Origin of the sequence: Geobacillus sp. TFV-3 (assembly GCF_009901865.1) — a bacterium.
GTDB classification, from domain to species: Bacteria; Bacillota; Bacilli; order Bacillales; family Anoxybacillaceae; genus Geobacillus; species Geobacillus thermoleovorans_A.
Genome location: NZ_MPSP01000001.1, coordinates 1,343,325 through 1,366,911, shown reverse-complemented (window position 1 = coordinate 1,366,911; position 23,587 = coordinate 1,343,325). Strand labels below are relative to the sequence as shown.

General features: G+C 55.2%; 27 protein-coding genes. 1 reads left to right on the top strand and 26 read right to left on the bottom strand.

Going from position 1 to position 23,587, the window contains the following annotated elements; genetic code table 11:
* The 18 genes from nth to BJQ97_RS06895 form a co-directional block, all read right to left on the bottom strand.
* Positions 1-672, bottom strand: coding sequence for an endonuclease III (gene nth, locus BJQ97_RS06980; protein ID WP_044731042.1), 672 nt, complete (start codon positions 670-672; stop codon positions 1-3).
* 102 nt (positions 673-774) lie between these two features.
* Entirely contained in the window at positions 775-1,482 is a 708-nt protein-coding gene (locus BJQ97_RS06975) for a DnaD domain-containing protein (protein WP_160156024.1), read from the bottom strand.
* A 67-nt stretch (positions 1,483-1,549) separates the two neighbouring features.
* Positions 1,550-2,878, bottom strand: coding sequence for an asparagine--tRNA ligase (gene asnS / locus BJQ97_RS06970; RefSeq protein ID WP_160157563.1), 1,329 nt, complete (start codon positions 2,876-2,878; stop codon positions 1,550-1,552).
* The gene (locus BJQ97_RS06965) at positions 2,878-3,084 is read right to left on the bottom strand and encodes a hypothetical protein (RefSeq protein ID WP_044731040.1); all 207 of its coding nucleotides are present in this window, start codon (positions 3,082-3,084) and stop codon (positions 2,878-2,880) included. Before BJQ97_RS06965 ends, asnS begins: the two co-directional genes overlap by 1 nt.
* A 175-nt stretch (positions 3,085-3,259) precedes the next feature.
* A complete protein-coding gene (locus BJQ97_RS06960; protein WP_160156023.1) occupies positions 3,260-4,441 on the bottom strand; it encodes a pyridoxal phosphate-dependent aminotransferase in 1,182 nt (393 codons plus the stop codon).
* 21 nt (positions 4,442-4,462) lie between these two features.
* Positions 4,463-4,939: a cell wall elongation regulator TseB-like domain-containing protein gene (locus tag BJQ97_RS06955; RefSeq protein WP_160156022.1), complete on the bottom strand. Its 477-nt coding sequence runs from the start codon at positions 4,937-4,939 to the stop codon at positions 4,463-4,465.
* Between the two features lie 5 nt (positions 4,940-4,944).
* Positions 4,945-5,115, bottom strand: coding sequence for a YpmA family protein (locus tag BJQ97_RS06950; RefSeq protein WP_011231659.1), 171 nt, complete (start codon positions 5,113-5,115; stop codon positions 4,945-4,947).
* 333 nt (positions 5,116-5,448) lie between these two features.
* A complete protein-coding gene (gene dinG, locus BJQ97_RS06945) occupies positions 5,449-8,178 on the bottom strand; it encodes an ATP-dependent DNA helicase DinG (RefSeq protein WP_160156021.1) in 2,730 nt (909 codons plus the stop codon).
* Between the two features lie 47 nt (positions 8,179-8,225).
* The gene (gene panD / locus BJQ97_RS06940; protein ID WP_160156020.1) at positions 8,226-8,609 is read right to left on the bottom strand and encodes an aspartate 1-decarboxylase; all 384 of its coding nucleotides are present in this window, start codon (positions 8,607-8,609) and stop codon (positions 8,226-8,228) included.
* Complete coding sequence (gene panC, locus BJQ97_RS06935) at positions 8,591-9,493, bottom strand: pantoate--beta-alanine ligase (protein WP_160156019.1); 903 nt, start codon at positions 9,491-9,493, stop codon at positions 8,591-8,593. Before panC ends, panD begins: the two co-directional genes overlap by 19 nt.
* Complete coding sequence (panB, locus tag BJQ97_RS06930; protein WP_160156018.1) at positions 9,484-10,329, bottom strand: 3-methyl-2-oxobutanoate hydroxymethyltransferase; 846 nt, start codon at positions 10,327-10,329, stop codon at positions 9,484-9,486. The genes panC and panB overlap by 10 nt, the downstream gene beginning before the upstream one ends.
* A gap of 266 nt (positions 10,330-10,595) precedes the next feature.
* On the bottom strand, positions 10,596-11,585 hold the full coding sequence (locus tag BJQ97_RS06925; RefSeq protein WP_160156017.1) for a biotin--[acetyl-CoA-carboxylase] ligase: 990 nt from the start codon (positions 11,583-11,585) through the stop codon (positions 10,596-10,598).
* Positions 11,543-12,757, bottom strand: a complete 1,215-nt coding sequence (locus BJQ97_RS06920; protein WP_160156016.1) for a CCA tRNA nucleotidyltransferase — start codon at positions 12,755-12,757, stop codon at positions 11,543-11,545. Before BJQ97_RS06920 ends, BJQ97_RS06925 begins: the two co-directional genes overlap by 43 nt.
* On the bottom strand, positions 12,754-13,890 hold the full coding sequence (gene bshA, locus BJQ97_RS06915; protein WP_011231667.1) for an N-acetyl-alpha-D-glucosaminyl L-malate synthase BshA: 1,137 nt from the start codon (positions 13,888-13,890) through the stop codon (positions 12,754-12,756). The genes BJQ97_RS06920 and bshA overlap by 4 nt, the downstream gene beginning before the upstream one ends.
* A complete protein-coding gene (gene bshB1 / locus BJQ97_RS06910) occupies positions 13,887-14,597 on the bottom strand; it encodes a bacillithiol biosynthesis deacetylase BshB1 (RefSeq protein ID WP_160157562.1) in 711 nt (236 codons plus the stop codon). Before bshB1 ends, bshA begins: the two co-directional genes overlap by 4 nt.
* 20 nt (positions 14,598-14,617) lie before the next feature.
* The gene (locus BJQ97_RS06905) at positions 14,618-15,037 is read right to left on the bottom strand and encodes a methylglyoxal synthase (RefSeq protein ID WP_044731028.1); all 420 of its coding nucleotides are present in this window, start codon (positions 15,035-15,037) and stop codon (positions 14,618-14,620) included.
* Between the two features lie 31 nt (positions 15,038-15,068).
* Positions 15,069-15,866, bottom strand: a complete 798-nt coding sequence (dapB, locus tag BJQ97_RS06900; protein ID WP_160156015.1) for a 4-hydroxy-tetrahydrodipicolinate reductase — start codon at positions 15,864-15,866, stop codon at positions 15,069-15,071.
* Positions 15,863-16,198, bottom strand: coding sequence for a nucleotide pyrophosphohydrolase (locus BJQ97_RS06895; RefSeq protein ID WP_011231671.1), 336 nt, complete (start codon positions 16,196-16,198; stop codon positions 15,863-15,865). Before BJQ97_RS06895 ends, dapB begins: the two co-directional genes overlap by 4 nt.
* A 160-nt stretch (positions 16,199-16,358) precedes the next feature.
* Between BJQ97_RS06895 and BJQ97_RS06890 the strand changes: the two genes are divergently transcribed.
* The gene (locus tag BJQ97_RS06890; protein WP_160156014.1) at positions 16,359-17,231 is read left to right on the top strand and encodes a YitT family protein; all 873 of its coding nucleotides are present in this window, start codon (positions 16,359-16,361) and stop codon (positions 17,229-17,231) included.
* Positions 17,232-17,369: 138 nt separating this feature from the next.
* Here the strand turns inward: BJQ97_RS06890 and ypjB are convergent, their stop codons facing one another.
* The 8 genes from ypjB to BJQ97_RS06850 all read right to left on the bottom strand — a co-directional run bounded on the left by ypjB (position 17,370) and on the right by BJQ97_RS06850 (position 23,503).
* Positions 17,370-18,158, bottom strand: coding sequence for a sporulation protein YpjB (gene ypjB / locus BJQ97_RS06885; protein ID WP_160157561.1), 789 nt, complete (start codon positions 18,156-18,158; stop codon positions 17,370-17,372).
* Between the two features lie 108 nt (positions 18,159-18,266).
* The gene (gene lhaT / locus BJQ97_RS06880) at positions 18,267-18,887 is read right to left on the bottom strand and encodes a lipoprotein heptaprenylglyceryl N-acetyltransferase LhaT (protein ID WP_160157560.1); all 621 of its coding nucleotides are present in this window, start codon (positions 18,885-18,887) and stop codon (positions 18,267-18,269) included.
* A gap of 78 nt (positions 18,888-18,965) precedes the next feature.
* The gene (locus BJQ97_RS06875) at positions 18,966-19,730 is read right to left on the bottom strand and encodes a menaquinol-cytochrome c reductase cytochrome b/c subunit (protein WP_160156013.1); all 765 of its coding nucleotides are present in this window, start codon (positions 19,728-19,730) and stop codon (positions 18,966-18,968) included.
* A 50-nt stretch (positions 19,731-19,780) separates the two neighbouring features.
* Entirely contained in the window at positions 19,781-20,455 is a 675-nt protein-coding gene (qcrB, locus tag BJQ97_RS06870; protein ID WP_011231676.1) for a menaquinol-cytochrome c reductase cytochrome b subunit, read from the bottom strand.
* Between the two features lie 3 nt (positions 20,456-20,458).
* A complete protein-coding gene (locus BJQ97_RS06865; RefSeq protein ID WP_011231677.1) occupies positions 20,459-20,968 on the bottom strand; it encodes a Rieske (2Fe-2S) protein in 510 nt (169 codons plus the stop codon).
* 144 nt (positions 20,969-21,112) lie between these two features.
* Positions 21,113-21,568, bottom strand: coding sequence for a YpiF family protein (locus BJQ97_RS06860; RefSeq protein ID WP_160156012.1), 456 nt, complete (start codon positions 21,566-21,568; stop codon positions 21,113-21,115).
* An 88-nt stretch (positions 21,569-21,656) separates the two neighbouring features.
* A complete protein-coding gene (locus tag BJQ97_RS06855) occupies positions 21,657-22,190 on the bottom strand; it encodes a ReoY family proteolytic degradation factor (protein WP_160156011.1) in 534 nt (177 codons plus the stop codon).
* Between the two features lie 56 nt (positions 22,191-22,246).
* Positions 22,247-23,503 (bottom strand): tetratricopeptide repeat protein, encoded by a 1,257-nt coding sequence (locus tag BJQ97_RS06850; RefSeq protein WP_160156010.1) that lies wholly within the window; start codon positions 23,501-23,503, stop codon positions 22,247-22,249.
* Positions 23,504-23,587 lie beyond the last annotated feature (84 nt).

Sequence of the window (23,587 nt, the reverse complement as noted above, 5' to 3'; positions counted from 1 at the left end):
TCACTTCTGATTTGCCGCTTTTTCCTCCCGTTTTCGCATTCGCTTTTTCCCTTCACGGCATAAATGAAGAAGAGGACATGACGGACATTGCGGCGCCTGCGCCTTGCAATGGTAGCGGCCAAAAAAAATCATTCGGTGGTGGGTGATCGACCATTCTTCTTTTGGAATGATTTTCATCAGCGTCTTTTCGACTTCCAAAACCGAGTCGTCCCAGCGGCAAAAGCCGAGCCGTTTGCTGACGCGCTCGACGTGTGTATCAACAGCGATGGCCGGCACGCCGAACGCAACGGACACAACGACGTTCGCCGTTTTCCGCCCGACGCCCGGCAGCTTCATCAACTCATCGCGGTCGCGCGGCACTTCGCCGTTGTACTTGTCAATCAACATCGCGCACAGCTTTTGAATGTTTCGCGCTTTGTTGCGATATAAGCCGATTGAGCGGATATCTTGCTCGAGCTCCTCAAGCGGCACCGCAATATAATCGTGCGGCGTCCGATATTTTTCAAACAGCCGTTTCGTCACCTTGTTGACAAGCGCATCGGTGCATTGCGCCGACAAAACAACCGCAATCAGCAGCTCAAACGGATTGCGGTGCACCAGCTCGCAATGCGCATCCGGAAACATTTTTGCCATCTCATCCAAACAGTAGCGGATTTGTTGCTTTGTCAGCACCTCGTCTCCTCCTTATTGCTATATTGGACCGAACAAAACGACGCCTTTTACCGGTTCGGTTGGCCTTTTTGGACAAACAAAAACGAGAGACAGCGCCTCTCGTTACGAGTCGAGCCAATTGAAAAACGGGATCGTCTGTTTAAATTCTGCCGTCGTCTGTTTCGCCGAACGGGAGGACAGCTTCGGCTTGCGAAACTTTTTGCCATAGTCGTGCGCCTGTTCAATCGTGCGAATGCCGTTCTTTTTCCATTCAAACAAGATGCGATCGATGTAGCGGAAATTCAACTTCCCCGACAGCACCGCTTCGCGCAGCGCCGCTTTAATGATGGCCGGCTCATGGCCGTCTTGATCGATCCACATCGCAAGCGTTTCACACTCGAACGGGGAGAGTGGGCGGCCAAACTCCTGCTCAAAAACGGTGTATAAGCTCTCCTCTTCCTCCTGCCGGCCGAGTTCCCCCTGTTGAGCCGCTTGGATGTACAAATGATGCACGAGCTTCTCCCAGAGCGGTTCAAGCGTATATTTTTCGTTGCGAATGCCTTGTTCATCCGTATGCTCTTCAATCGCGATCATCCCTTTTTGCAAGAGCCGACGCACCATCTCCATGCATTCCGCCGCCGAAACCGTCATTCGTTCAGCCAGCTCGGCCGGCGTCGGAAACAAGACGCCTTCTTCGAAAAACGATTGCATATGCAAAAGCAAAACGAACTCCTCTTCATCCAACCCGAGCTGTTTGTAATGGACAAGCAACAGCTTCGGGACGGCGACGCTTCCGTGCGCCAGCCATTCGGCCACCTTCTTCTTTTCCATGCCGATGCACCTCAACTATAGTATACCATGCCGATGGTGAAAAAACCCCCTTTTTGCAGGGGGTTTTTTACGGATAAAGCCGGTTGAGCAGCCGCGGGAACGGAATCGTCTCGCGCACATGTTCGACGCCGCAAATCCAAGCGACGGTGCGCTCTAAGCCGAGCCCGAACCCTGAATGCGGCACAGAACCGTATTTGCGCAAATCCAAATACCATTCATACGCTTCAAGCGGCAAATGATGCTCTTCAAGGCGGCGCTTAAGCAAATCATAATCGTGAATCCGTTCAGATCCGCCAATGATTTCCCCGTATCCTTCCGGCGCAATCAAATCGGCGCATAGCACAACGTCGGGGCGGTTCGGGTCCGGCTGCATATAAAACGGCTTCAAAGAGGTCGGATAGTGGGTGATGAACACCGGTTTGTCAAAACTTTCGGCGATGGCCGTCTCATGCGGCGCACCGAAGTCATCGCCCCACTCAATGTCGGTCAATCCTTTTTCATGAAGCAGCTTGATCGCCTCATCATACGTTAGGCGCGGAAACGGTGGTTTGACCAACTCAAGTTTGGATACATCGCGCCCAAGCCGCCCGAGTTCAAGCCGGCAGCGCTCGAGCACCGACTGCACAAGGTGGGAGACGTACTCTTCTTGCAGCCGCAAATTGTCTTCAAACTCATAAAACGCCATTTCCGGCTCCACCATCCAAAACTCGATCAAATGGCGGCGTGTTTTCGATTTTTCAGCGCGGAACGTCGGGCCGAATGAGAACACTTTACCGAGCGCCATCGCCGCCGCTTCCATGTAGAGCTGGCCGCTTTGCGACAAATAGGCATCGTCATCAAAATATTTCGTATGAAACAGTTCGGTCGTTCCTTCCGGCGCGCTGCCGGTCAGAATCGGGGCGTCGACTTTCACAAACCCGCGGTCGTTGAAGAATTCATACGTCGCCCGGATGATTTCGTTGCGAATTTTCATGATCGCGTGCTGGCGCCGCGACCGAAGCCAAAGGTGGCGATGGTCCATCAAAAATTCGACGCCATGCTCTTTCGGCGTAATCGGATAGTCAACCGCTTCTTGAATGACTTGCAAATCGGCAACCGACAGCTCGTAGCCAAATGGAGAGCGCTCGTCGATGCGCACCGTGCCCGTCACATAGAGCGACGTTTCTTGCGTCAATGTTTTTGCGCGTTGAAACACCTCTTCCGAGACGTTCGCCTTTTCGACGACGCCTTGAATAAAACCAGTGCCGTCGCGCAGCTGCAAAAAGACGATTTTCCCGCTTGAGCGCTTGTTCGCGAGCCAAGCGCCGATCGTCACTTGTTGTCCTACGTATTGATTCACTTCCGCAATCGTCGTCGTTTTCACGCACTGATTCCCTCCAATAATCGACACGTCCATCATTCGCTATTATACCGTTCCGTCGGCGTCACGGCAACGACCAGCCAAAGCAGCGCAAAACGACGCTGCCCCGCCAATCGCCCTTCGGCGCAGCCGCCAGGAGCCAACCGACAGTCCGCCGCTCCCACCGACGCGGAAAAAGCGGCTTTGCGCCAAACCTGAATCCGTGATAGAAGTGTATCAAAAATGCTTGAAAACCCAATCATGCCGAGGTTTCAACTCCATTTCGAATGTTCACCTATTAGGTGAAGAACCCCAAGGGCAATATTTGTTGATTTAGCAAGGTTTTCTTGGCAATTTGGAACGCATCTTGATCACGGGATTCAGGGCCAAACAAAGCCGCCCTTTTCTTTTCACTCTGACACCTTGGCGCAAAGCGCCTTAGGCCCGCGCCTCCATAAACCGGCGGATGCGTTCGATCGCTGTTTCGAGCGCCTCAAGCGAGGTCGCGTACGACAAGCGGACGTAATCCGGCGCCCCAAACCCAGAACCAGGCACGAGCGCGACTTTCGCTTCCTCCAACAAGGCGGCGACGAACTCGTCGACCGTGCGGCAACCGGCCATATCCGCCGCCTTTCGGGCGTTCGGGAACAAATAAAACGCTCCTTGCGGTTTGACGCAAGTGAAGCCTGGAATTTGCACCAGCTTGTCGTAAATAATGTTGAGCCGTTCTTCAAACGCCTGGCGCATTTGTTCGACCGGCTCCTGCGGCCCGCTGTAGGCGGCAATGGCCGCATATTGAGCGATCGATGTCGGATTCGATGTGCTATGGCTTGCTAAATCGGTCATCGCTTGAATGATGTCTTTCGGTCCAGCCGCGTACCCAATGCGCCACCCTGTCATCGAGTGCGATTTCGATACGCCGTTGATGATGACCGTCTGCTTCTTCAGCTCCGGCGACAGTTCGGCGATCGACACATGTTTCGCCCCGCCGTAAATCAATTTTTCATAAATTTCGTCCGAAACGATCAACACGCCATGCGCCAAGCATACTTCCCCGAGCGCTTTCAGCTCCTCGGCCGTATAAATCATGCCGGTCGGATTGCTCGGGGAGTTGATAATAACCGCCTTCGTCTTCGGGGTAATCGCCTGTTTCAGCTGATCCGGCGTCATTTTAAAGCCGTTTTCCTCCAGCCCCTCAACATAAACCGGAACGCCGCCAGCCAGCTTCACTTGTTCCGGGTAGCTCACCCAATACGGCGTCGGAATGATGACCTCATCGCCTTCATCAAGCAACACTTGAAAGAGCGTATAAAGCGCATGCTTCGCCCCGACACAGACGATGATTTCCGACGGCTCATACGCAAGCCCTTGGTCGCGGACAAACTTTTTGATGATTTCCTCTTTCAGCGCCGGCAGCCCGCCTGATGGAGTATATTTCGTATGCCCTTCATTCATCGCCTTGATGGCCGCCTCGATAATGTGCTGGGGCGTGTTGAAATCCGGTTCGCCGGCCCCAAGACCGATCACGTCGTATCCGGCCGCTTTCAGTTCCTTTGCTTTCGCCGTAATGGCCAATGTCGCCGACGGCGTCAGCGACGCCACCCGTTTTGCCAGTTTCATCGCTTCTTCCCCCTCACGTCTTCACTGTTGAAAACTGTACCTCTTCAGGAAGGCCCCATCCGCAAAGTGAAGGTAATAAAACGAATACCTTCCTTCCGCATCAATATATGTCAACTCCCAAAGAGGCACACCTTTTTCCATGCCAAGCGTCGCAGCGAGGATGCGCCGCGGTCGGCGGTCGCGCTGCAAAATGGCGCGCGCTTCCGCCTCGCTGATGCCGCTGCCCACACCCTTGACGACGACATCCCCCTGTTTTTCAGGCACCCAAACGACGACCGCTTTCCCTTGTTTTGTTCTTCCGATGAATACGGTGCATGCTTCTTCGCCATAATATGTATAGACTTTCTTCACATCAGCAAGCCCGGCGGCTTCCTTCGCCCGCGCCAACGCATGTTCCACCATCAGCCGCTTGGGCGCCATCGCCTCGTCATAAATCGACCATGCCTGCCAAATGAGGAATCCAAAAAAAAGCAGAGTGAACCAACCCCACTTTTTCATTGTGATCACGTCCGATAAATCGTAAAGATGGCTTGGCGCTTGTCGTTTTCATCCAAGGCAAGGCCAAACATCAAATTGTCGCGCTTTAGCGTTCGGTTCAAGCAGTCGACAATTTTGTACAAGTCGTCGGAGTGCTGAACTTTGACAGTAGCGAGCACTTCGATTTTGCTTTCCATTTTCGTCGTTTCCTCCTGTGCGGCGCAAATTTTGTTACTTATACACGCCGGCGGCTCCGGCAACAATACAAATACAGCGAAGGTGACATCAAAGGCGTGCTTCTTCGCACCTCTGCGGCCGAGCCGACAAAGCTAAACGGCAAGGCGCAAACTGTCATCGCAGTTGTGCTTCTTCCCTATTATAGCAGGTTTGTCCGATCATTTCATAACAAATTTGCCCGCCTACACCGTCAACGCCAATTTGCTTTTTTTCCCCCGCTTCATGCGGGGTTTTTTGCCGCCTGACTTTAGATTGCGCCGTTTCGTCCATCTTTATGAGAAACAAAGCGCGCTTTAAGAAAGCCAAGTTTCCGCCTCGTCGAGCAGCTCAGAAAGCGCGCCTTCATGCACTGAAAGGGGCGGCAAGGAAGCGAGAAAATCCGCTCCGTACGAAGCGGCCATCAGCCGCCGATCCAGCACAAATACGGCTCCTTTGTCGTCTTCAGTGCGAATGAGGCGGCCAAATCCTTGCTTAAAACGAAGCACCGCCTCAGGAAGCGCCAGCTCGGAAAATGGATCGCCGCCTCCTAGGCGAATGCGCTCGCTTTTTGCCTGCATCACTGGATCGTCCGGAGGCGCAAACGGCAAGCGAGCGATGACAAGCACATCGAGCGCTGAACCTGGCAGATCGATCCCTTCCCAAAAGCTGCTCGTCCCAAACAACACCGCATGCTCAAACTGCAAAAACATCCGCAACAGCTTTGCCGGACTGCCGCTTTGCACCCCTTGAGCGATCAAAACAAACGGCTCGCCTTCTTCCTCCGTCTTCAACGCATCAACCGTCAGTTTCAACAATTCATACGAAGGGAACAACACAAGCACCCGCCGTCCGAGGCGCCGGGCGATCGCAAGCACCGAAGCGGCGACGGCTTCGGCGTAATCGTCAAGCGGCACGGCAGAAACGAGCGGCATGTCCGCCGGCACGAAGAGCGCGGCCTGCTCCTCGTAACGAAACGGCGGCGGAAACGAGCGGCAAAGTGGATAAAAATCCTCAAGGCCGAGACGCGCCGCCATATACGTGAACCGGCCGCGGACAGTGAGCGTCGCCGACGTCAAAACGACGCTCCGTTTTTTCATAAACAGTTGATCGGCGAAAAAATCCGCAAGGTCGACCGGCTGCGAGTAAAGGCGAACAGCGTTCGCCGCCCCTTTTTCTTCCGCTTCGATCCACCGGACGACACCGGGCTCCTTTTCGGTCAGCAAACGCACGAGCGCAGCCATTTGCCGGTTGAGAGCCGCCAAATCGGCCGACAGCAAGGCGGATGGGGGGAAATCGCCACTCGAATCAGCGGATAGAAGCGGCTTCGCTTCAGCGGATAGCGCCGCCGCCAAATCACGCAGGCGCCAACATAACTCCACCGCCGCCTGCCAAGCCCGGCTCTGTTCGTCCGTCGGCGAAAAGCGATAGCGGCAACGGCCAGCGCGAGCTGGCTTTTTGTCCAACGCATAGCGGCGCAACAGGCGGAACAGCTCATCCCCTTCAAACTGCAGCTCCTCAAGGCGCCGCTGGCAACGGACAAGAGCCCTATTCGGTGCGTCCTGTTCTGCTTCCAGCCATTTCGCGATCGTCTGCGCGATTTTGGCGGTCAACAGGCGAAACGACACATAGCTAATCTGCTCGCCAAAACACCGGGCGGCAGCATCTTCAAGCCGGTGCGCCTCATCGATGATCAGATGGCCAAACGGCGGCAAAAGCGGCGCCGGGCCGGTCAAATCATGAAGCAAAAGCGCATGGTTGGTAATGACCACATCCGCTCGTTCGGAGCGCTCTTTCGCCCGGGCGAAAAAATGATGCCGCCCGCCGTCTTCCTCTTCGCCGATGGCAAGTGCAGACAATAGGAGACGGGCGCCGGATGACACATTCAATTCGTCCAAGTCGCCGCTGTCGGTTTCAAGCAGCCAAACGAGCACCTGGCATTTCAAGAGCGCCGCATCGTACGTGTCAGACGGCTCCGACAAAAACGAAGCGAACTTGTCAAGGGATAAGTAATTTTGCTTTCCTTTCAAAACGGCAACGCGGAGCGGAAACGGCGCGATTTGCCGCAATACCGGCCAATCGCGGCGAATGAGCTGCTCCTGCAGCTGGAGAGTATGCGTGCTGATGACGATCCGCTCTTGCTGCTCACAGGCAAAAAAAGCAGCGGGAATCAAATAGGCGAGCGATTTGCCCAGTCCGGTCCCTGCTTCAATGAGCGCGTGCTGGGACGTCGACAGCGCCTCATAAACGAGCCGCATCATCTCCCACTGCCCCGCGCGCCGTTGATAACCGGGAAGCGGAAGGGGCGGCTCCTGTTCGCAAAAGGCAGCGAACGAAGCCAAAGCGGGGCGCCGATTGCTCTCATCCGGCTCCGGCGCCGGTTGTTTCAACGCAATGCCGCGGTATACGGCGACATCGCGGTCGGCCGGCGCCTTGTTCCGCTTTTCGGCGATGACTGCATCAAGGAGCAAGTAAATATCGCTTTTCAAGTGGCGGGCAAGACCGCGCAGTTGCTCAAGCGTCATAAGCGGCAGACAGGAGAGCCGCTTGAGCAAGGCAATGAACAGCTTGGCGGTCACTTCCGCATCGCTGTCCGCTTGATGCGGACGATCGTGGTGGAGGCCGAGCTGCCTCGCCAAATCGCCGAGCTTATAGCTTTCGGCAGTCGGCAGCACGATGCGGGCGAGCTCGACCGTATCGATCGTCGGACCGGCAAACGGCGGCCAGCCAGCCCGTTCAAGCTCGGCCTGCAAAAACGGCAAATCAAAGTCGACGTTATGGGCGACAAAGTAAGCACCGTGCATCATGGCGGCGATCTCGCCCGCCTTGTCAGCAAACAGCGGCGCTCCTTCAATCATCTGTTCGTTGATGTTCGTCAGCTGCTGAATGAACAGCGGAATGGGCTGTTCCGGGTTAAAAAAGCTGGCAAACCGTTCGACAATCAAGCCATCTTCGACGACCGCCATGCCGAGCTGGATGATCCGGTCACCTTTTTTCGGCCCATTTCCAGTTGTCTCCAAGTCAATGATGACAAAGCGCGTTGCCATAAACGATCACCTCAAAACGAAAAGGGGCGGAAAGCCCCTTTTTGCCCTCATAAAACCGTATGCGCCGGCTCTTCGGCGATGAGCTGCACAATCCGGTTGTTTTCGTCCATAATCGCGATTTTCGGTCGATGGGCGGCGATTTTTTCCTCTGGAACGAGCGCATATGAGATGACGATAATAACGTCCCCTTTTTGCACAAGACGGGCGGCGGCGCCATTTAGGCAAAAGACGCCGCTTCCGCGCTCACCGGGGATGACGTATGTTTCAAAACGGGCTCCATTATTATTGTTCACTACCTGCACTTTTTCATTAGCTACAATGCCGACAGCATCCAAAATATCTTCATCGATCGTAATGCTGCCGACGTAATCGAGATTGGCCTCTGTTACACGAGCGCGGTGAATTTTGGCGTTCATGAGCGTGCGAAACATGCTTGCTTCCCCTTTCCATCCCCTTGTTCGCCGGTTTTGGGCAACTCTATCATGATATTGTCAATCAACCGGGCGCTCGCAAATCGGACGGCGACAGCGATCAGCACTGTCCCGGCGAGCGTCTCAAGCGGCGTCAAATCCGGATATGAACATGCTTCGACATAATCGATCTCAGCGTGCGTATGCGCTTCAATATGCTCTCTAACCATCCGGCGGATCGCCGCTGCGCTCCGCTCCCCTCGTTCGACGGCGGAAGCGGCCGCTTGAAGCGCTGCATACAGCGCCGGCGCCTCCCTCCGTTCTTGCGGCGACAAATAGACGTTGCGCGAGCTTTTCGCCAGCCCGTCCGCCTCGCGGACCGTCGGCACCGGCACGAGCTCGATTGGAAAATTGAGATCGCGGATCAAACCGTCGACGACCGCCACCTGTTGGGCATCTTTCATCCCAAAGTACGCGCGGTCGGGCATAACAATGTTGAACAGCTTAATGAGCACCGTCGCCACGCCGTCAAAATGGCCGGGGCGCGACCGTCCGCACAGCACATCGGCGCGCGCTTGAACGATCGCTCGTACGGTAAGCGGCTCCGGATACATCTCGTCCGCTTCCGGATGGAACAAGACGTCGACTCCATGCTGTTCGGCGATGCGCCGGTCGCGCTCGAAATCGCGCGGATAGCGGGCAAAGTCTTCGTTCGGTCCGAACTGAAGCGGGTTGACGAAAACGCTTAGGACGACGATGTCGTTTTCCGCGCGCGCCCGATCGATGAGGGAGGTATGCCCTTCATGCAAATAGCCCATCGTCGGAACGAACCCGATCGTCTTTCCTTCACGGCGATATTGGCGCATGAGCGCCTGCATCGCTGCAATCTGATCCATCACGACCATCCTTGCTTTCCTCCGTAAAGCGCCACCCATTCTTCTTCCTTCATCGTAAACGTGTGCGCCGGCTCCGGGAACTGGCGCAGTTTGACATCAGCGACGTAGTTGGCTAACGCCTCGACGATCGTCTCCTGGATGGACGCGTATTGTTTCACAAACTTCGGCACGCGGCTGACGCCGTAGCCAAGCAAATCGTGATACACGAGCACTTGGCCGTCGACTTCCGCCCCGGCGCCGATGCCGATGACGGGAATGGTGAGTTCCCGGGCCATGGCCGCCCCGAGCTGCTTCGGAACACACTCTAAGACAAGGGCGATCGCTCCCGCCTGCTCGCATTGTTTCGCATCATCGAGCAGCTTTTTCGCACTTTCGGCATCTTTGCCTTGCACTTTATAGCCGCCAAGAACGCCGACCGATTGCGGCGTCAACCCGAGATGGGCAACGACCGGCACGCCGGCTTTCGTCAGCGCGGCAATCATGTCGACGACTTCATCCGCTCCTTCGACTTTAACGGCGTTCGCCCCTGACTCTTGCATGATGCGGCGGGCGTTTTGCAGCGCCTCTTCTTTGGACGCATGGTACGACATAAACGGCATATCGGTGACAATAAACGTGTTCGGCGCACCGCGGCGAACCGCCTTCGTATGGTGGATCATATCATCGACCGTCACCGGGATCGTTGAATCATACCCGAGCACAACCATGCCGAGCGAATCGCCGACCAAAATCATGTCGACGCCGGCTTGCTCGGCAAGCTTCGCGGACGGAAAATCGTAGGCGGTCACCATCACGATCGGCTCACCCGCCTGCTTCATGTGGAAAAAATCGGTTTTCGCTTTCATTTTCGTTCCCTCCTCTTTGGCTGCAGAGGAGATGAACCGCCCGAAACAAAACGCCCTTCTTTCCCGCCTTGAGAAAGAAGGACGCCATAAAACCGCCGCCGGTTTCGTTCATCCCTCTGTCCTAGTCCTTCAAAAAAGGATCAAGGCAGATCATTTCCTTCACCTATTCGTGCTGTCGGCCTCGGTGCAGTTCTTCTTGCGAAAGATACTGCCCTTTTCCTCGCTTTGTATTTTAACAAAATTGTTACAATTTTTCTAGTGGCAAATTAGAACTGAATATCGGCAGAATGGATGTAATGGATGTTCTTTTGCTCATCTTCAAGGATGAGCAGCCCGTCATCGGTGATGCCGCGGGCGATGCCGCGAATCGCGCCGCTCAGCGTTCTTGCCGTCACCGGCTTGCCGATCGAGATGGCGTACCCTTCCCAAAGAAGCTTAATCGGACGGAAGCCATGCGCCAAATATTGCTTGTACAGCCGCTCAAGCCGGAACAAAATTTCTTGAATGAGCGGTGCGCGCTTCACGCGTCCGCCCTTTTCGACGAAAAGCGACGTGGCGATGGACCGGATGTCCTCTGGAAACTGTTCGACCGTTTGATTGACGTTGATCCCGATGCCGATGATGACGGAATGAACGCGGTCAGGATCGGCTTGCAGCTCCGTTAAAATGCCGACGCATTTTTTTCCGTTAAGCAAAATGTCATTCGGCCATTTAATGTCTGGGACAAGCCCAGTTATTTCTTGAATCGCCTGGCTGATGGCCACCGCAGCCACGAGCGTCAACTGCGGGGCCCGCTGCGGCGGAATGGGCGGCCGCAAAATGAGGCTCATCCAAATGCCCGTCCCTTTCGGAGAAAACCATTTCCGATCCAAACGCCCGCGTCCGGCCTTTTGCTCTTCCGCGACGACGAGCGTTCCTTCCGGCGCCCCTTCATACGCGAGCCTTGCCGCAATGCGCTGCGTTGAATCGACTTCGTCAAAAAAGTGGATCGTGTGGCCAAGTTTTTCTGTTTTTAGGCCGAGCTGGATTTCGTTGGCCGTCACTTTGTCCGGCGTGCTGATAATCCGGTAGCCAAGGCGGCGCACTGCTTCGAGTTCAAATCCTTCTTTGCGCAGCTCCTCGATATGCTTCCATACCGCCGCCCGCGAACAGCCGAGCTGTTCGCTGATTTTTTGCCCGGACAAAAATTCGCCGTTTGCCTCGGCAAACAGTTCTAACAGTTTCTTTCTTGTGTCCGATTGCGCTCCATGAGCCATGCATAAATCCGCTCCTTCTCATTTTCGACTTCGCTGCTGACGACCGCCCGCCAGATGGCATCCAGCGTCTCTTTCACCCACGGACCGGCCGGTTTTCCAGCCCAGCGAATGACGTCTTTCCCGTTGACGGCAAGCTCCCCTTTCGTTTTGATCGGCAGCGCCGCGAAGCGGCGGCGGAGCTCCTCATGATGCGGTTCAGAGGGCGCGCCGGTCAACGCGGCGCGCACCGCTTCAACCGATAGCGCCCGCTCGAGGCCGGCCAAAAACAACTGTTCGTTCGTCCACGCCTCCGGCCTAGGGACATCATCGAGCGCCGCCAAAATGGCGCCAGCTTCATCGATCACTTTGTTAGGAAGCTTCCAGGCTCGCAAAAACGGACGGATGTCTTTGGCATCAAGCGCGCGGCAAAGAAGCGCCCAGCGCTCTTCGCGCTTTGTAAGCCACGGCCAGCGGCAGGCGGCAGCCGAGCGCAGCTGCCGCTCTTTTTCGGCCAATCCCGGCAAATAAGCAAACAGCTTCGTATCAGCCAACAGCGGCAGCGCTTCGGCAACGAACGGACCGGCGAGCAGTTTTTCCATTTCCATGGTCATCCGTTCGACAGAAATGTGGGCCATAAGCGGTGCGTTTTGGACGATCGCCCGCTTCGTGTCCTCAGCAAGCGCAAATCCAAGTTGGCTGACGAAGCGAACAGCCCGCATCATGCGGAGCGCATCTTCGCGAAACCGTTCGTCCGCCGCCCCGACCGTGCAAATGAGCCGCCGCTCGATCGCCTCTTGTCCGCCAAACGGATCAATGATCGTTCCGCGTTCATCCATGGCGATGGCGTTCATCGTGAAATCGCGCCGCTTTAAGTCTTCCTCAAGCGAACGAACGAACGTCACCGACTCCGGACGGCGATGGTCTTCATAATCGCCGTCCGTGCGGAATGTCGTCACTTCATACGCTGTTCCTTCATGCACGACGACGACCGTGCCGTGTTTCGAACCGACGTCGATCGTTTTCGGAAACAAGCGCATCACTTCTTCCGGCAGAGCGCTTGTCGCGATATCGACGTCGCCGATCGCACGCCCGATCAACAAGTCGCGCACCGCGCCGCCGACAAAATACGCCTCATGGCCATGCCGCTTCAATTGTTGGATAATGCCGAGCGCCTGTTCAAACGGCGGTTTCATCGTTTCACCTTCCTTGCCGCAAGCGAAGCGTACAGCTGTTCATACTGCCCGACGATGTCGGCCGAGCGGAACTTGCGCTCGACCGTTTGCACCGCCTGTCTTGCCATCTCAGCGTGCAACCGGCAGTCTGTCAACAGCGCCATCGCCTGTCTTGCCGCCTCTTTGACATCGCCAAGCGGGCATAAAAACCCGGTTTTCCCATCCTCAATCACTTCCGGAATCCCGCCGATGGCCGTGCCGATGCACGGAACGCCGCACGCCATCGCTTCAAGCAATACGAGCCCGAAGCTTTCTTTTTCCGACAAAAGCATCATCACATCACTGATCGAATACAGCTCTTCGAGTTTATCCTGTTTTCCTAAAAAGCGGACATCATCTTGCAGCCCAAGCTCTTTCACAAGCCGGCAGACGACGGTCATTTCCGGACCGTCGCCGACAAGCAAGAGCTTGGCTGGCACGTGCCGGCGCACGATGGCAAATGCTCGCACTACATCGGGCACACGCTTCACTTTCCGGAAATTCGAGACATGGATCACAACTCGTTCATCGTCGCGAATGCCGTACTCGCGCCGTAAATGGCCCGCTTCCCGGCGACGGTAGACGCGTTCATCGACAAAATTGTAGACGGTATGGATCGTCGCTTGCACATCGAGCAGTTCATACGTCTGCCGGGCAAGGGCGTCAGACACCGCCGTAACGATATCCGACTGCTCGATGCCGAATTTGATCATATCGGAAAGCGACGGGTCATAGCCGAGCACTGTGATGTCGGTGCCGTGCAGCGTCGTGATGATCGGCAGCTCGCCGACCATTTGCCGCGCCAACACCGCACAGACGGCATGAGGAACGGCGTAATGGGCATGAAGCACATCGAGCCGTTCCCGCTTTGCCACCTCAGCAATTTTGCTTGCCAATGCCAAATCGTACGGCGGGTATTGAAAGACGGAATATTGGTTGACACTGACTTCATGATAATAAATGTTGCCGTACACTTTATTCAAACGAAACGGCATGCTCGATGAGATAAAGTGAATCTCATGCCCCCGCTCCGCCAGCAGCTTGCCAAGCTCAGTGGCGACCACTCCGGAGCCCCCAACCGTCGGATAGCAAACAATCCCGATTTTCAGCTTCATCGCTCCTCCTCAAACAAATTGGAAAGATGAATCGGCGTTTTCGTCAAAAACCCTTCCGCATACGCCGCGCCGATTTGTTGACCGAACCAGCGCTCGCGGCTTTCAATCATCTCGATGTAGCCGTTGGTCAGCGGGGTGTCAACCGAGCCAGGCCGTTTTTGAAATTGGCTTTCGTACGCGCGCAGGCTGTCCAGCTTGTCATCGATCGTTTCGCTAATATCGATGAGAAAATGCGGGCGGCAAAAGGCATTGATCATATAATAATACACCGCCCGAACGCGGTGCGCATCGCCAAGCTCTCCAGCGCCATAGCGGCGGATGCCGGCGGAAAAGACCGCTTCCTCAACAAGGCGGGCGCATCGCCCGTGATCCGGATGCCGGTCTTCCCAATAGGGGGCGAATACAAGGCGCGGCCGGCAGCGGCGGATGACCGCTGCGATCTGGCGGATCGCCTCTTCCTCGACGTAAAGGCCGCGGTCAGGCAGCCGAAGATTGAACCGCTCGGATACACCGAGCCGGCGGGCCGCCTCGGCCGCCTCTCTCTGCCGCTCGTCGACCGTGCCGTTGGACGACAGCTCGGCTTGCGTCAAGTCGCAAATGACAATACGGCACCCACGGCGTACGTATTTGGCGATCGTCCCTCCCATGCCGATTTCGACATCATCCGGATGGGCGCCGAACGCCAACAAGTCACACGTTTCCATCATCGCTGTCACCTTTCTGTTTCCTATTCCTCCCCGCCTTTTGTTCGGCCGCGCACAATGCTGCGCCATGCCAAATCGCCGCGCTCCAACGCGCGGATGAGCAGCTCGGCCGTGCCGATGTTCGTCGCCAGCGGCACGGCATAGACGTCGCAAAGACGCATCAATGCGCTGATGTCCGGCTCATGCGGCTGGGCGGTGAGCGGATCGCGGAAAAAAATGACCAGATCCATTTCATTGCGGGCGATCATCGCCCCGATTTCTTGGTCGCCTCCGTACGGCCCCGATTGGAAGCGATGAACTGGAAGACCGGTCGCCTCCTGGATGCGCAAGCCGGTCGTGCCGGTGGCGTACAATTCATGGTTTGCCAGCACAGGCGCATAGGCGGTCGCAAATGCGACCATCTCTTCCTTTTTTTGGTCATGGGCAATTAACGCGATTTTCATTCCATTCTCCCCCGTTTGCGCAGTTTGCACACTATTCCAAAATATGCTCCAGCCCATAGACAAGCGTATGTAAATGCATCACCGTTTCCACTGCCAGCTTCACCCCGGACATAAACGAGCGGCGGTCGAACGAATCGTGGCGGATCGTCAACGTCTGGCCGTTGCCGCCGAAAATCACTTCTTGATGAGCGACAAAGCCCGGCAGACGGACGCTGTGGATCGGGATGCCGTCGTAAGCGGCGCCGCGCGCGCCAGCAAGCGTTTCCTTTTCGTTCGGGTGGCCTTGCTTTTTCGACGGTCGCACTTCGGCAATGAGCTGCGCCGTCTTCAACGCTGTTCCGGACGGTGCGTCAAGCTTTTGATCATGGTGCAATTCAATGATTTCTACATCAGTGAAATATTTGGCCGCCATGCGGGCGAATTTCATCATCAACACCGCTCCGACGGCAAAGTTCGGCGCGATGATGGCGCCGATTTCTTTCTCTTCCGCCAGCTTGGTGAGCCGCTCGATATCTTCCGGCGTAAATCCAGTCGTGCCGACGACCGGACGAACGCCGTAACGCAGCGCCAGCTCGGTGTGCCGCTTTCCAGCTTCCGGCGTTGTCAAATCGATCAATACATCCGGCTTCACCTCGGCAAAACAGCGGGCCGCATCGGTGTAAATCGGGGCGTTGACGCAGGAAAATCCGTCGATCTCCGCTAAATTTTGTCCATCGTAACGGCGGTCGATGACCGCAGCCAGTTCAAAGTGATCTGTTTGCTGCACGAGCGCAACCGCTTCTCGGCCCATGCGGCCGCGCGGCCCCGCGATGACAATGCGAATCGTCATGATCCTTCCTCCTTCCGCGTCCAGCGGTCGCGGTCGCGGGTGCGAAACTTGTCCATCACCCGGTCGTGCGCCGCCTGCAAATCAATGCCGAGCGAATTGGCGAAGCAAATGAGCACAAACAGCAAATCGCCCAGCTCTTCTTCCACCGTTTTTTCTTGTTCGGTCGCCTTTTTCGGTTTTTCCCCGTAGTAATGGTTCACCTCGCGCGCCAGCTCGCCGAGCTCTTCCGTCAGCCGCGCCAGCATGGCGAGCGGGCTGAAATAGCCTTCTTTAAATTGACTGATATAGTCATCCACTTCCTGTTGCATTTGTTTCATCGTTTTCTCCTGCATGGCTTGTCACCTCGTCTGTTTTCATGTTAGCGAAAAGCGGCGCATTTGACAAATGTTTTCGCCCGCTGTCCATTCCGTCCGTTTTCGCTCGTCATTGCCTATATGGACAAGTTCCTCTATAATTAAGGGCGCCGACTATTTTTGCGGACGGAGGGACGGTATGATTTTCGGACTAAAGATCAAAAACTGCCTGTTTATTTTGCTTGGCGCCGCCATTTTCGCCTTCGGGCTCGTTCATTTCAACATGCAAAACAATTTGGCGGAAGGCGGGTTTACCGGCATTACGCTTCTTCTTTATTTTTTGTTCGGACTGGATCCAGCGATCACCAACTTGGCGCTCAACATTCCGCTCTTTTTCATCGGCTGGAAGCTGCTCGGCCGCCAGACGTTTCTCTATACCGTCATCGGCACGGTCGCCGTTTCCGTCTTTTTGTCCATCTTTCAACGCTACATGATTCATATGCCGCTTCGACATGACATGACGCTCGCCTCCTTGTTTGCCGGCGTCTTTATCGGCGTCGGCCTCGGCATTATTTTCCGCTACGGCGGCACAACCGGAGGCGTCGATATTATCGCCCGCCTCGTCCATAAATATAAAGGCATCAGCATGGGCAAAACGATGTTTGCCTTTGACGCCACCGTCATCACGTTGTCGCTTCTTCTTTACCTGTCATACCGCGAGGCGATGTATACGTTGGTCGCCGTCTTTATCGCTGCCCGGGTCATTGATTTTCTGCAGGAAGGCGGCTATGCGGCAAAAGGGGCGACCATCATCTCAGAAAAAAGCGAGGAGATCGCCAACCGGATCTTGACAGAGATGGAGCGCGGCGTCACCGTGCTGAAAGGGCGCGGCTCGTATACGAAGCGCGACCGCGATGTCTTGTATTGCGTCGTCGCCAAAAACGAACTGCCGCGCTTAAAAAGTGTCATTATATCCGTTGATCCGCATGCGTTCGTCGCCGTCACCGATGTGCATGATGTGCTCGGCGAAGGGTTTACGCTCGACGAACAGAAACGGCCGCTGGAACCATGAAAAGCCGCTGGCGCGAAAGCCCAACCGGGATAAGCCCGGCAAGCGCCGCTTGAAAGTGCCGGGGCGGTGCTTGCACAAAGCAACGGGAAAACAAAAAAGAGGGGGAAACGTTTCCCCCCTCGCAAAAAGCGCCAGTGCTTAGTCTTCCGGCTGCCGCGCCCGCTTCTCTTCCTTTTCTCCTTTGTACTTCCGCCAGCCAACGTACGTCAGCGTCAGCACGATCACTCCGCCAGTGGAAATCATCATCCAAATGAGCGACGGGTCCGCTTCGTCCTTTTTCACCCCGGCAAACAGCGCTTCAAGATCTTGACGCGCATCGGCGAGTTGCTCGCGCTGCTCGTCTTCGCTGCGTTGCCAAAACGCGGCGGCCTGCAACGTCTCCAGATCGTCATCGACCTTTGTCGCGATATCCGGCGGCACGTCGATTTTCACACTCGGCTCGATCAATGTATAGCGGTCAAGCAACTGGCGGAGGGCAGCGGCATACGCTTTCTGCTCGCCTTGCTGCGCCGCCTTTTCGACCGCAGCAAACGCCTCCATGACAGCCGGCTCCATCTCCGTCCAAAGCGGCTGGTATGTCGAATGGATGGCGTCAACAACAAGGCGAAACTGGGTGATCGCCGCCACTTTGTCTTCCGCGGGGATCGGCGCCGTCATCGCCTTGACTGCCTGCTCGTGCGTCACGGTCACCGCCCGCAATTCATCGGCCGATTTCAACCGTTCTTTTGCCCCAAGGGCGAAAAACCGCTCGGAAAAATAGCGGAGCACTTCTTTTGCTTCGGCAAAACGACCGTTTTTCGCCAATTGCAGCGCCTCGTCGGAAATATCGTCCAACTGCTCCCAACCGTTTGTTTGTCCAGCCGCGCCAATGGGCGCTGGCCATAAAAAGGCGAGCGACAACAGCATGGCTAGCCCGATTCGCTTCATCATCGTCCCTCCCTCATCCACTAGTACAATGTATGAAGGAGTGGACAAGAGTAGACCAGGCAACTGCCAGAAAGCTGCCGCCCAACGTTCCTCCTTGTGTTCAACGCTCTACTCTGATGCCTGCCGGAAAGACATGTCGCCCGGCAGAAACGGCTGGCGCGGGAGGCGAACGCCAAGCTGATACGCAGCGGCAATCGATGCGATGCTCAACCAAAACGTAAAATAGCCGATTTCGTTGGCGTAGTCAGCCAGCACACTATAGCGAGGCATCATGCCAAAGACGTAATCGATGACATCGTTATGCAACGTCCACACAGCCGCCAGCATAAGGTGAAGGAAGCGGAATCGATAAAACCGAGCGTACAGCATTCCTTCGATCGCCATCGCCCCGTGCGAAACGATGAGCATCCAGCCGGCCCAATCAAGCGTGCCGGTGACGCGCCAAACGAGCACATTCATAACGACTGCCCAAATTCCATACTTAACAAGCGTCACCAAAGCCAACGCTTCAAAAAGCGGCGCCGACCTGCCGAAAAGCCATGCCACAAGGACGACAAGAAAAAAAAGGCTCGCCGTTGGACTGTCAGGAACAAATGGCAAAAAGACGGGAGGCGTATCGGCAAGTTGATAACGATACCAATAATATCCATAGATGGTGCCAGCCGCGTTGACGAACAAGAGCAGCCAAACAACCGGCCGGGAAGCCAACAGCGCATAAAGCCATGCCATCATCTGCACCTCGCCTCGGTTTCATGTTGGCACGAAAAAAGCTGACTAACGCGAGTCAGCTTTTTCGTGTCGAAACGATTATTCCGCTTTTAGTCCGGCGATGAATTCGGACAGTTTTTTCAACTCTTCATCTGTGCCCTTAAAGACGCCGGCCGGCATGCTGCCTTTCCCTTCTCTCGCGATTTTCGCGATTTCTTCTGGTTTCAAGCCAGTGCCGATGAGCGACGGACCAGCGCCGCCGGACAAGTTTTGTCCGTGGCACGATGTACATGTGTTCGCCTGCGCGATTTTATAACCTTCCGCGTTCGTGTCAATTTTCACTTCGGCACGAATTTTCCCTTGTTCAGCTGCTTTTTTCCAGTCGTGTGTAACGACCGCTTCCCATGTCAAATAAATCATCGACGCAAGCGCCAACAGCATCATCCCGGTCGCTACCGGACGCTTCCAAGGACGGCGCTCTGGGCCGCGGTCCAAAAACGGCGCCAATAAGAGCGCGCCGAACGCCAACCCTGGGATGATGATCGCGCCGACGACCGTATACGGACCAGACGCATACGAATATTTGAGCAATTGGTATAAGAACAAGAAATACCAGTCAGGCAGCGGCACGTACGTCGTGTCCGTCGGGTCGGCGATCCGCTCAAGCGGCGACGGATGGGCGACCGTCAAGCATAAGAAACCGACGAGAAAGACCGATCCGACCAACCATTCCTTGAGCAGGAAGTTCGGCCAAAACACTTCCGTTTTCCCGGGATATTCCGAATAGTCCTTTGGAATATTCGGTTTTCTCACCGCGGGAACACGGGAATCGCCGACGAATTTCATTCCTTTTCCGCGATGCATTGCGTGGTTCCCTCCTTTTTTCTATCGCCTCTAAACGCGGGATCGACCGATCATAGCGGACCGGAAATGCCTTGTCTGCGAATCATTAAAAAGTGCGCTGCCATTAAGCCGAGCAAAGCCGCTGGCAAGAAGAAGACGTGAATGGCAAAGAAACGCGTCAACGTTTGCGCGCCGACAATTTCTGGGTCCCCAGCTAACAGCGTCTTAATGGCCGGGCCAATGAGCGGCGTCGCTTCCGCGATTTGCAAACCAACTTTCGTCGCAAACAGCGCTTTCATATCCCACGGCAACAAGTAGCCGGTGAAGCCAAGACCCATCATCACCATAAAGATCAATACGCCGACAATCCAGTTCATTTCGCGCGGCTTTTTATAAGCCCCTTGGAAAAAGACGCGCAGCGTATGTAAAAACATCATGACGATGACGAGGCTCGCCCCCCAGTGGTGCATGCCGCGCACAATTTGGCCGAACGCCACTTCGTTTTGCAAATAATACACCGATTCCCATGCGTTTTTAATATCCGGGACGTAGTACATCGTCAAAAACATTCCTGACAAAATTTGAATGACCGTGACAAAAAACGTCAGCCCGCCGAAACAATAGACAAAGGCGGAAAAGTGATGGGCGGGGTTGACGTGCTCCGGAACTTCGTGATCGGCGATATCCCGCCATAAAGGCGTAATATCTAAGCGTTCATCGACCCAGTCATACAGCTTGTTTAACACGCATTACGCCTCCTTTCTTGGTTTCGCCTTGCCTAAATACAGCTTGCCGTCTTTCACTTTGTACTCATAACGGTCAAGCGGAGCTTGCGGCGGCGTTCCCGGAACATTTGTGCCGTCCTTCTCATAGCGCCCATAGTGGCATGGGCAGAAAAACTGGTTCGGATGCTCTTTGTCCGTGTTCCAGTCGACCGTACAGCCGAGGTGTTTGCAAATCGGCGACAGGGCGATGATCTCCCCCTTGTCCGTTTTATACACCCATGCTGATTTCGGCTCTTCCGACTCGTACCAAGCGTCTTTCACCTTTACTTTGAAATCGAAGCGCTTTGGTTCGGTCGTAATCTCTTTGACGTCTGCTACCGCGACCATCTCCGTCCCTGCTTCATCCTTCAAGATCGGATCGAAAGCAAAACGTAGCATCGGCATCAGCATCCCTGCCGCCATAAAGCCGCCGACGCCGGTCAGCGTGTAGTTTAAAAACTGACGTCTCGTTACGCGATGTTTGTTGTCGCTCATCGTCTTCCCCCCTCTATGCAAAATCAAGTCCACACCGGACGATTGTATGTATAACACATATGGAAAACTAGGACATTCTAATGATAGCTCAATTGCTGGACAAGGTCAATATCACAGGCGGCAAAACGTCGGACTTTGCCGCGTCTACTCTTGCGCCCAGCGGCCGATGAGAAAACGGAGCAGCTCGGCGGCCTGCTCTCTGACAAGCTCGTGCTTGTACGATTCACCCATGCTCTCGAGCGGAACAACCGGAACGACCCAAACGCGGTCGGCTTCTTCGCCCTCTTGCCACGCACGGTCACACGTCACATAAAACAGATGCTTCATTCCTTCCCGCCTAAGCCGGTTGGTCCAATCTGCCAGCCTTTCGGCAAGCTGCGCCCGCGGCTCATCGGCAAAATACACAAACGACGGCATCAAAAACAACCGTCCCTTCAGCTGTCGCTCGACCTCGGCCGCGATGAGCCCGACAAGCTCCCCGCCGGAAGCGAGCCGCTTCGCTCCTTGGCCGAGAGCCACCGGCAAAAGCGGAAGGAGCGCCGTGTCGATGTAGTCGCGCTCTCGTTCATAGAGGGCGACGTCCTCGCCTGTCCACTTCATTCGTACTCTCCTTTTCCTTAAAGTTTCTTCCCTTCATCACCATACCATATTTTTCGGCAAAAGAAAAACCTTGCCGGCGGCAAGGTGTTTACAATTTGTTTAATTCATCGGTCAGGCGGCGGAACGCCTCTTCATCATGGCGGTCAAGCGCCTCATCGATCAGCTTCATGAGCCGCCCGCGCCGGAATTCGTAAATGGAGCGTTCCAAAAACTGTTCGGCGAGGCGCTGGTCGTTTTCGCTCACTTGCGCCTGCTTCGGCGCATACGGGTTTTCCTCAAGCACAGCGACATATTGCGGCGAGTGAAAAGAAGCGCGGAAATTCAGTTGAATGTAAATATCTTCATCGCGGTTTAAACGGATGTCATGGAACGATTTCTCTGCATCGGTCGTCATCACATTGCCTTTGTAAAAACGGAACGGCACCTCGTCGACGCAATGGGTCGACATAATGATGCCGCGCGGGCAATATTGGGCATTCTCGACAAAATGCACCTTTTGCATGAGCTGGTCATGGCTCATCAAATAGTTTAAAATCCAGACACACTCGCGCCGCTTCAACTGATAGTGGCTTAAAAACCAACGGATAAACTCTTTTTTCTCATTGACGGATACGTGCGTCATTGTGCGCTTCCCCCTCGATCGGTTTCCAAGAAAGAGGTTTGGCCACCGCTTCTCCCCTACTCTTCGAGCTCAAGCAGCATCTCCGCCGCCTCCGTATGGGTTGGGTCGAGACGAAGGATCTGTTGAAATATTTCTTTCGCCGCCGCCCGATTTCCTTCCTCGATGAGAAAATATCCGTACTCTTCGAGGAACTCGACATTGTGCTTAAAGAAATTATATGCCTCGCCGTAATGATTTAATGCATCGTCGTACATCTCAAGCCGATGTTTGGCGCGCCCAAGGTCCCATTCAAACTGCGGATCGTACTCCCCATCGGCCATTGCCTGCTCGAGAAGCGCTACGACATCCTCATAGCGCTGTTCGTTTAGCCAAAGCGCTGATAAAACCGTGAGCGCCTCGATGTACCCGCCATCGATCTCAAGCGCTTTTTTCAAATGTTCCTCTGCCTCCTCTGGCTTGTTCAGCTTGAGCGCCAGCTTGCCTGCGTAAAGGCGGAGCTCTTTGTTCCATTCGTCGACGCCGATGCCCTCAAGCGCCGTCTCATAGCTTTGCACGAGCCGTCCTTCTTGTTCATACGCTTTCGCCAAATAAAGGTAAAGCGGAGTGTAGTCCGGATCGAGCTCTTTTAAAGCGCTGAGCTTATCGATGGCCGTTTGTGTATAGCCGGCCTGCAACGCGGTGAATCCGTAGGCGAACAGCGTCCGGCTGTCCATTTTTTCATTGAGCGCCTCCTCATAATACGGAAGCGCCGCCTCGAATTCCCCGGAACGGCTGAGCGCCTCAGCGATCCGCTCGGTGATCAAGACGCCGGCCATCTCCTTATTCGTCTTCCGCACCTGTTCATAAAGCGGCACGCTTTTTGAGTATTCACCGTGCGAAAAATACAGCTCAGCCAACGCAAACTGCACGATCGGCTCATCTGGAGCTTTCTCGTACGCTTGACGCAGCTTCCGCTCGCTCACTTCCGCCAGCCCTTGCATTTCGTACAAATCGGCGGCAAGAAGGCACGCGCGGACAAACTGCGGATCGTCTTCGTCGATCTCCGACAAAATGGTGAGCGCTTCCTCTTCGGCTTCAAGCTCCGTATACACTTCCGCCAAAAACAAGCGAATGTCGCCGTCATCCGGATAGCGGGTGGTCAGCTCCTCAAGCAGCTCCTTCGCCTCTTCCGGCATTCCCCATCCGTACAAGCAGTCGGCAAGCGCGTATTTTTCTTCATCACTTCCATATTTTTTCACTTTCGGCACAAGCGCCAACGCCTGGTCGACGTTTCCGTTTTCCACTAAGCGAATGATTTGTTCGACGCGTGTCATGGTTTCGTCAGCCCTCTCTTGCGGCAGGCGGCCGGGCGCCCACAGGAGCCCATCCGCCTTTGCCATTCCAATCATTATGTACCG

What these genes read in the sequence shown, in the direction of transcription:
- BJQ97_RS06975 (WP_160156024.1), bottom strand. Translation starts at nt 1,482, where the DNA reads ATGGAAAAGAAGAAGGTGGCCGAATGGCTGGCGCACGGAAGCGTCGCC.
- asnS (WP_160157563.1), bottom strand. Translation starts at nt 2,878, where the DNA reads ATGGACGTGTCGATTATTGGAGGGAATCAGTGCGTGAAAACGACGACG.
- BJQ97_RS06965 (WP_044731040.1), bottom strand. Translation starts at nt 3,084, where the DNA reads ATGATTGGGTTTTCAAGCATTTTTGATACACTTCTATCACGGATTCAG.
- BJQ97_RS06960 (WP_160156023.1), bottom strand. Translation starts at nt 4,441, where the DNA reads ATGAAACTGGCAAAACGGGTGGCGTCGCTGACGCCGTCGGCGACATTG.
- BJQ97_RS06955 (WP_160156022.1), bottom strand. Translation starts at nt 4,939, where the DNA reads ATGAAAAAGTGGGGTTGGTTCACTCTGCTTTTTTTTGGATTCCTCATT.
- BJQ97_RS06950 (WP_011231659.1), bottom strand. Translation starts at nt 5,115, where the DNA reads ATGGAAAGCAAAATCGAAGTGCTCGCTACTGTCAAAGTTCAGCACTCC.
- dinG (WP_160156021.1), bottom strand. Translation starts at nt 8,178, where the DNA reads ATGGCAACGCGCTTTGTCATCATTGACTTGGAGACAACTGGAAATGGG.
- panD (WP_160156020.1), bottom strand. Translation starts at nt 8,609, where the DNA reads ATGTTTCGCACGCTCATGAACGCCAAAATTCACCGCGCTCGTGTAACA.
- panC (WP_160156019.1), bottom strand. Translation starts at nt 9,493, where the DNA reads ATGGTCGTGATGGATCAGATTGCAGCGATGCAGGCGCTCATGCGCCAA.
- panB (WP_160156018.1), bottom strand. Translation starts at nt 10,329, where the DNA reads ATGAAAGCGAAAACCGATTTTTTCCACATGAAGCAGGCGGGTGAGCCG.
- BJQ97_RS06925 (WP_160156017.1), bottom strand. Translation starts at nt 11,585, where the DNA reads ATGGCTCATGGAGCGCAATCGGACACAAGAAAGAAACTGTTAGAACTG.
- BJQ97_RS06920 (WP_160156016.1), bottom strand. Translation starts at nt 12,757, where the DNA reads ATGAAACCGCCGTTTGAACAGGCGCTCGGCATTATCCAACAATTGAAG.
- bshA (WP_011231667.1), bottom strand. Translation starts at nt 13,890, where the DNA reads ATGAAGCTGAAAATCGGGATTGTTTGCTATCCGACGGTTGGGGGCTCC.
- bshB1 (WP_160157562.1), bottom strand. Translation starts at nt 14,597, where the DNA reads ATGATGGAAACGTGTGACTTGTTGGCGTTCGGCGCCCATCCGGATGAT.
- BJQ97_RS06905 (WP_044731028.1), bottom strand. Translation starts at nt 15,037, where the DNA reads ATGAAAATCGCGTTAATTGCCCATGACCAAAAAAAGGAAGAGATGGTC.
- dapB (WP_160156015.1), bottom strand. Translation starts at nt 15,866, where the DNA reads ATGACGATTCGCATTGTCATCGCGGGGCCGCGCGGCCGCATGGGCCGA.
- BJQ97_RS06895 (WP_011231671.1), bottom strand. Translation starts at nt 16,198, where the DNA reads ATGCAGGAGAAAACGATGAAACAAATGCAACAGGAAGTGGATGACTAT.
- BJQ97_RS06890 (WP_160156014.1), top strand. Translation starts at nt 16,359, where the DNA reads ATGATTTTCGGACTAAAGATCAAAAACTGCCTGTTTATTTTGCTTGGC.
- ypjB (WP_160157561.1), bottom strand. Translation starts at nt 18,158, where the DNA reads ATGAAGCGAATCGGGCTAGCCATGCTGTTGTCGCTCGCCTTTTTATGG.
- lhaT (WP_160157560.1), bottom strand. Translation starts at nt 18,887, where the DNA reads ATGGCATGGCTTTATGCGCTGTTGGCTTCCCGGCCGGTTGTTTGGCTG.
- BJQ97_RS06875 (WP_160156013.1), bottom strand. Translation starts at nt 19,730, where the DNA reads ATGCATCGCGGAAAAGGAATGAAATTCGTCGGCGATTCCCGTGTTCCC.
- BJQ97_RS06865 (WP_011231677.1), bottom strand. Translation starts at nt 20,968, where the DNA reads ATGAGCGACAACAAACATCGCGTAACGAGACGTCAGTTTTTAAACTAC.
- BJQ97_RS06860 (WP_160156012.1), bottom strand. Translation starts at nt 21,568, where the DNA reads ATGAAGTGGACAGGCGAGGACGTCGCCCTCTATGAACGAGAGCGCGAC.
- BJQ97_RS06855 (WP_160156011.1), bottom strand. Translation starts at nt 22,190, where the DNA reads ATGACGCACGTATCCGTCAATGAGAAAAAAGAGTTTATCCGTTGGTTT.
- BJQ97_RS06850 (WP_160156010.1), bottom strand. Translation starts at nt 23,503, where the DNA reads ATGACACGCGTCGAACAAATCATTCGCTTAGTGGAAAACGGAAACGTC.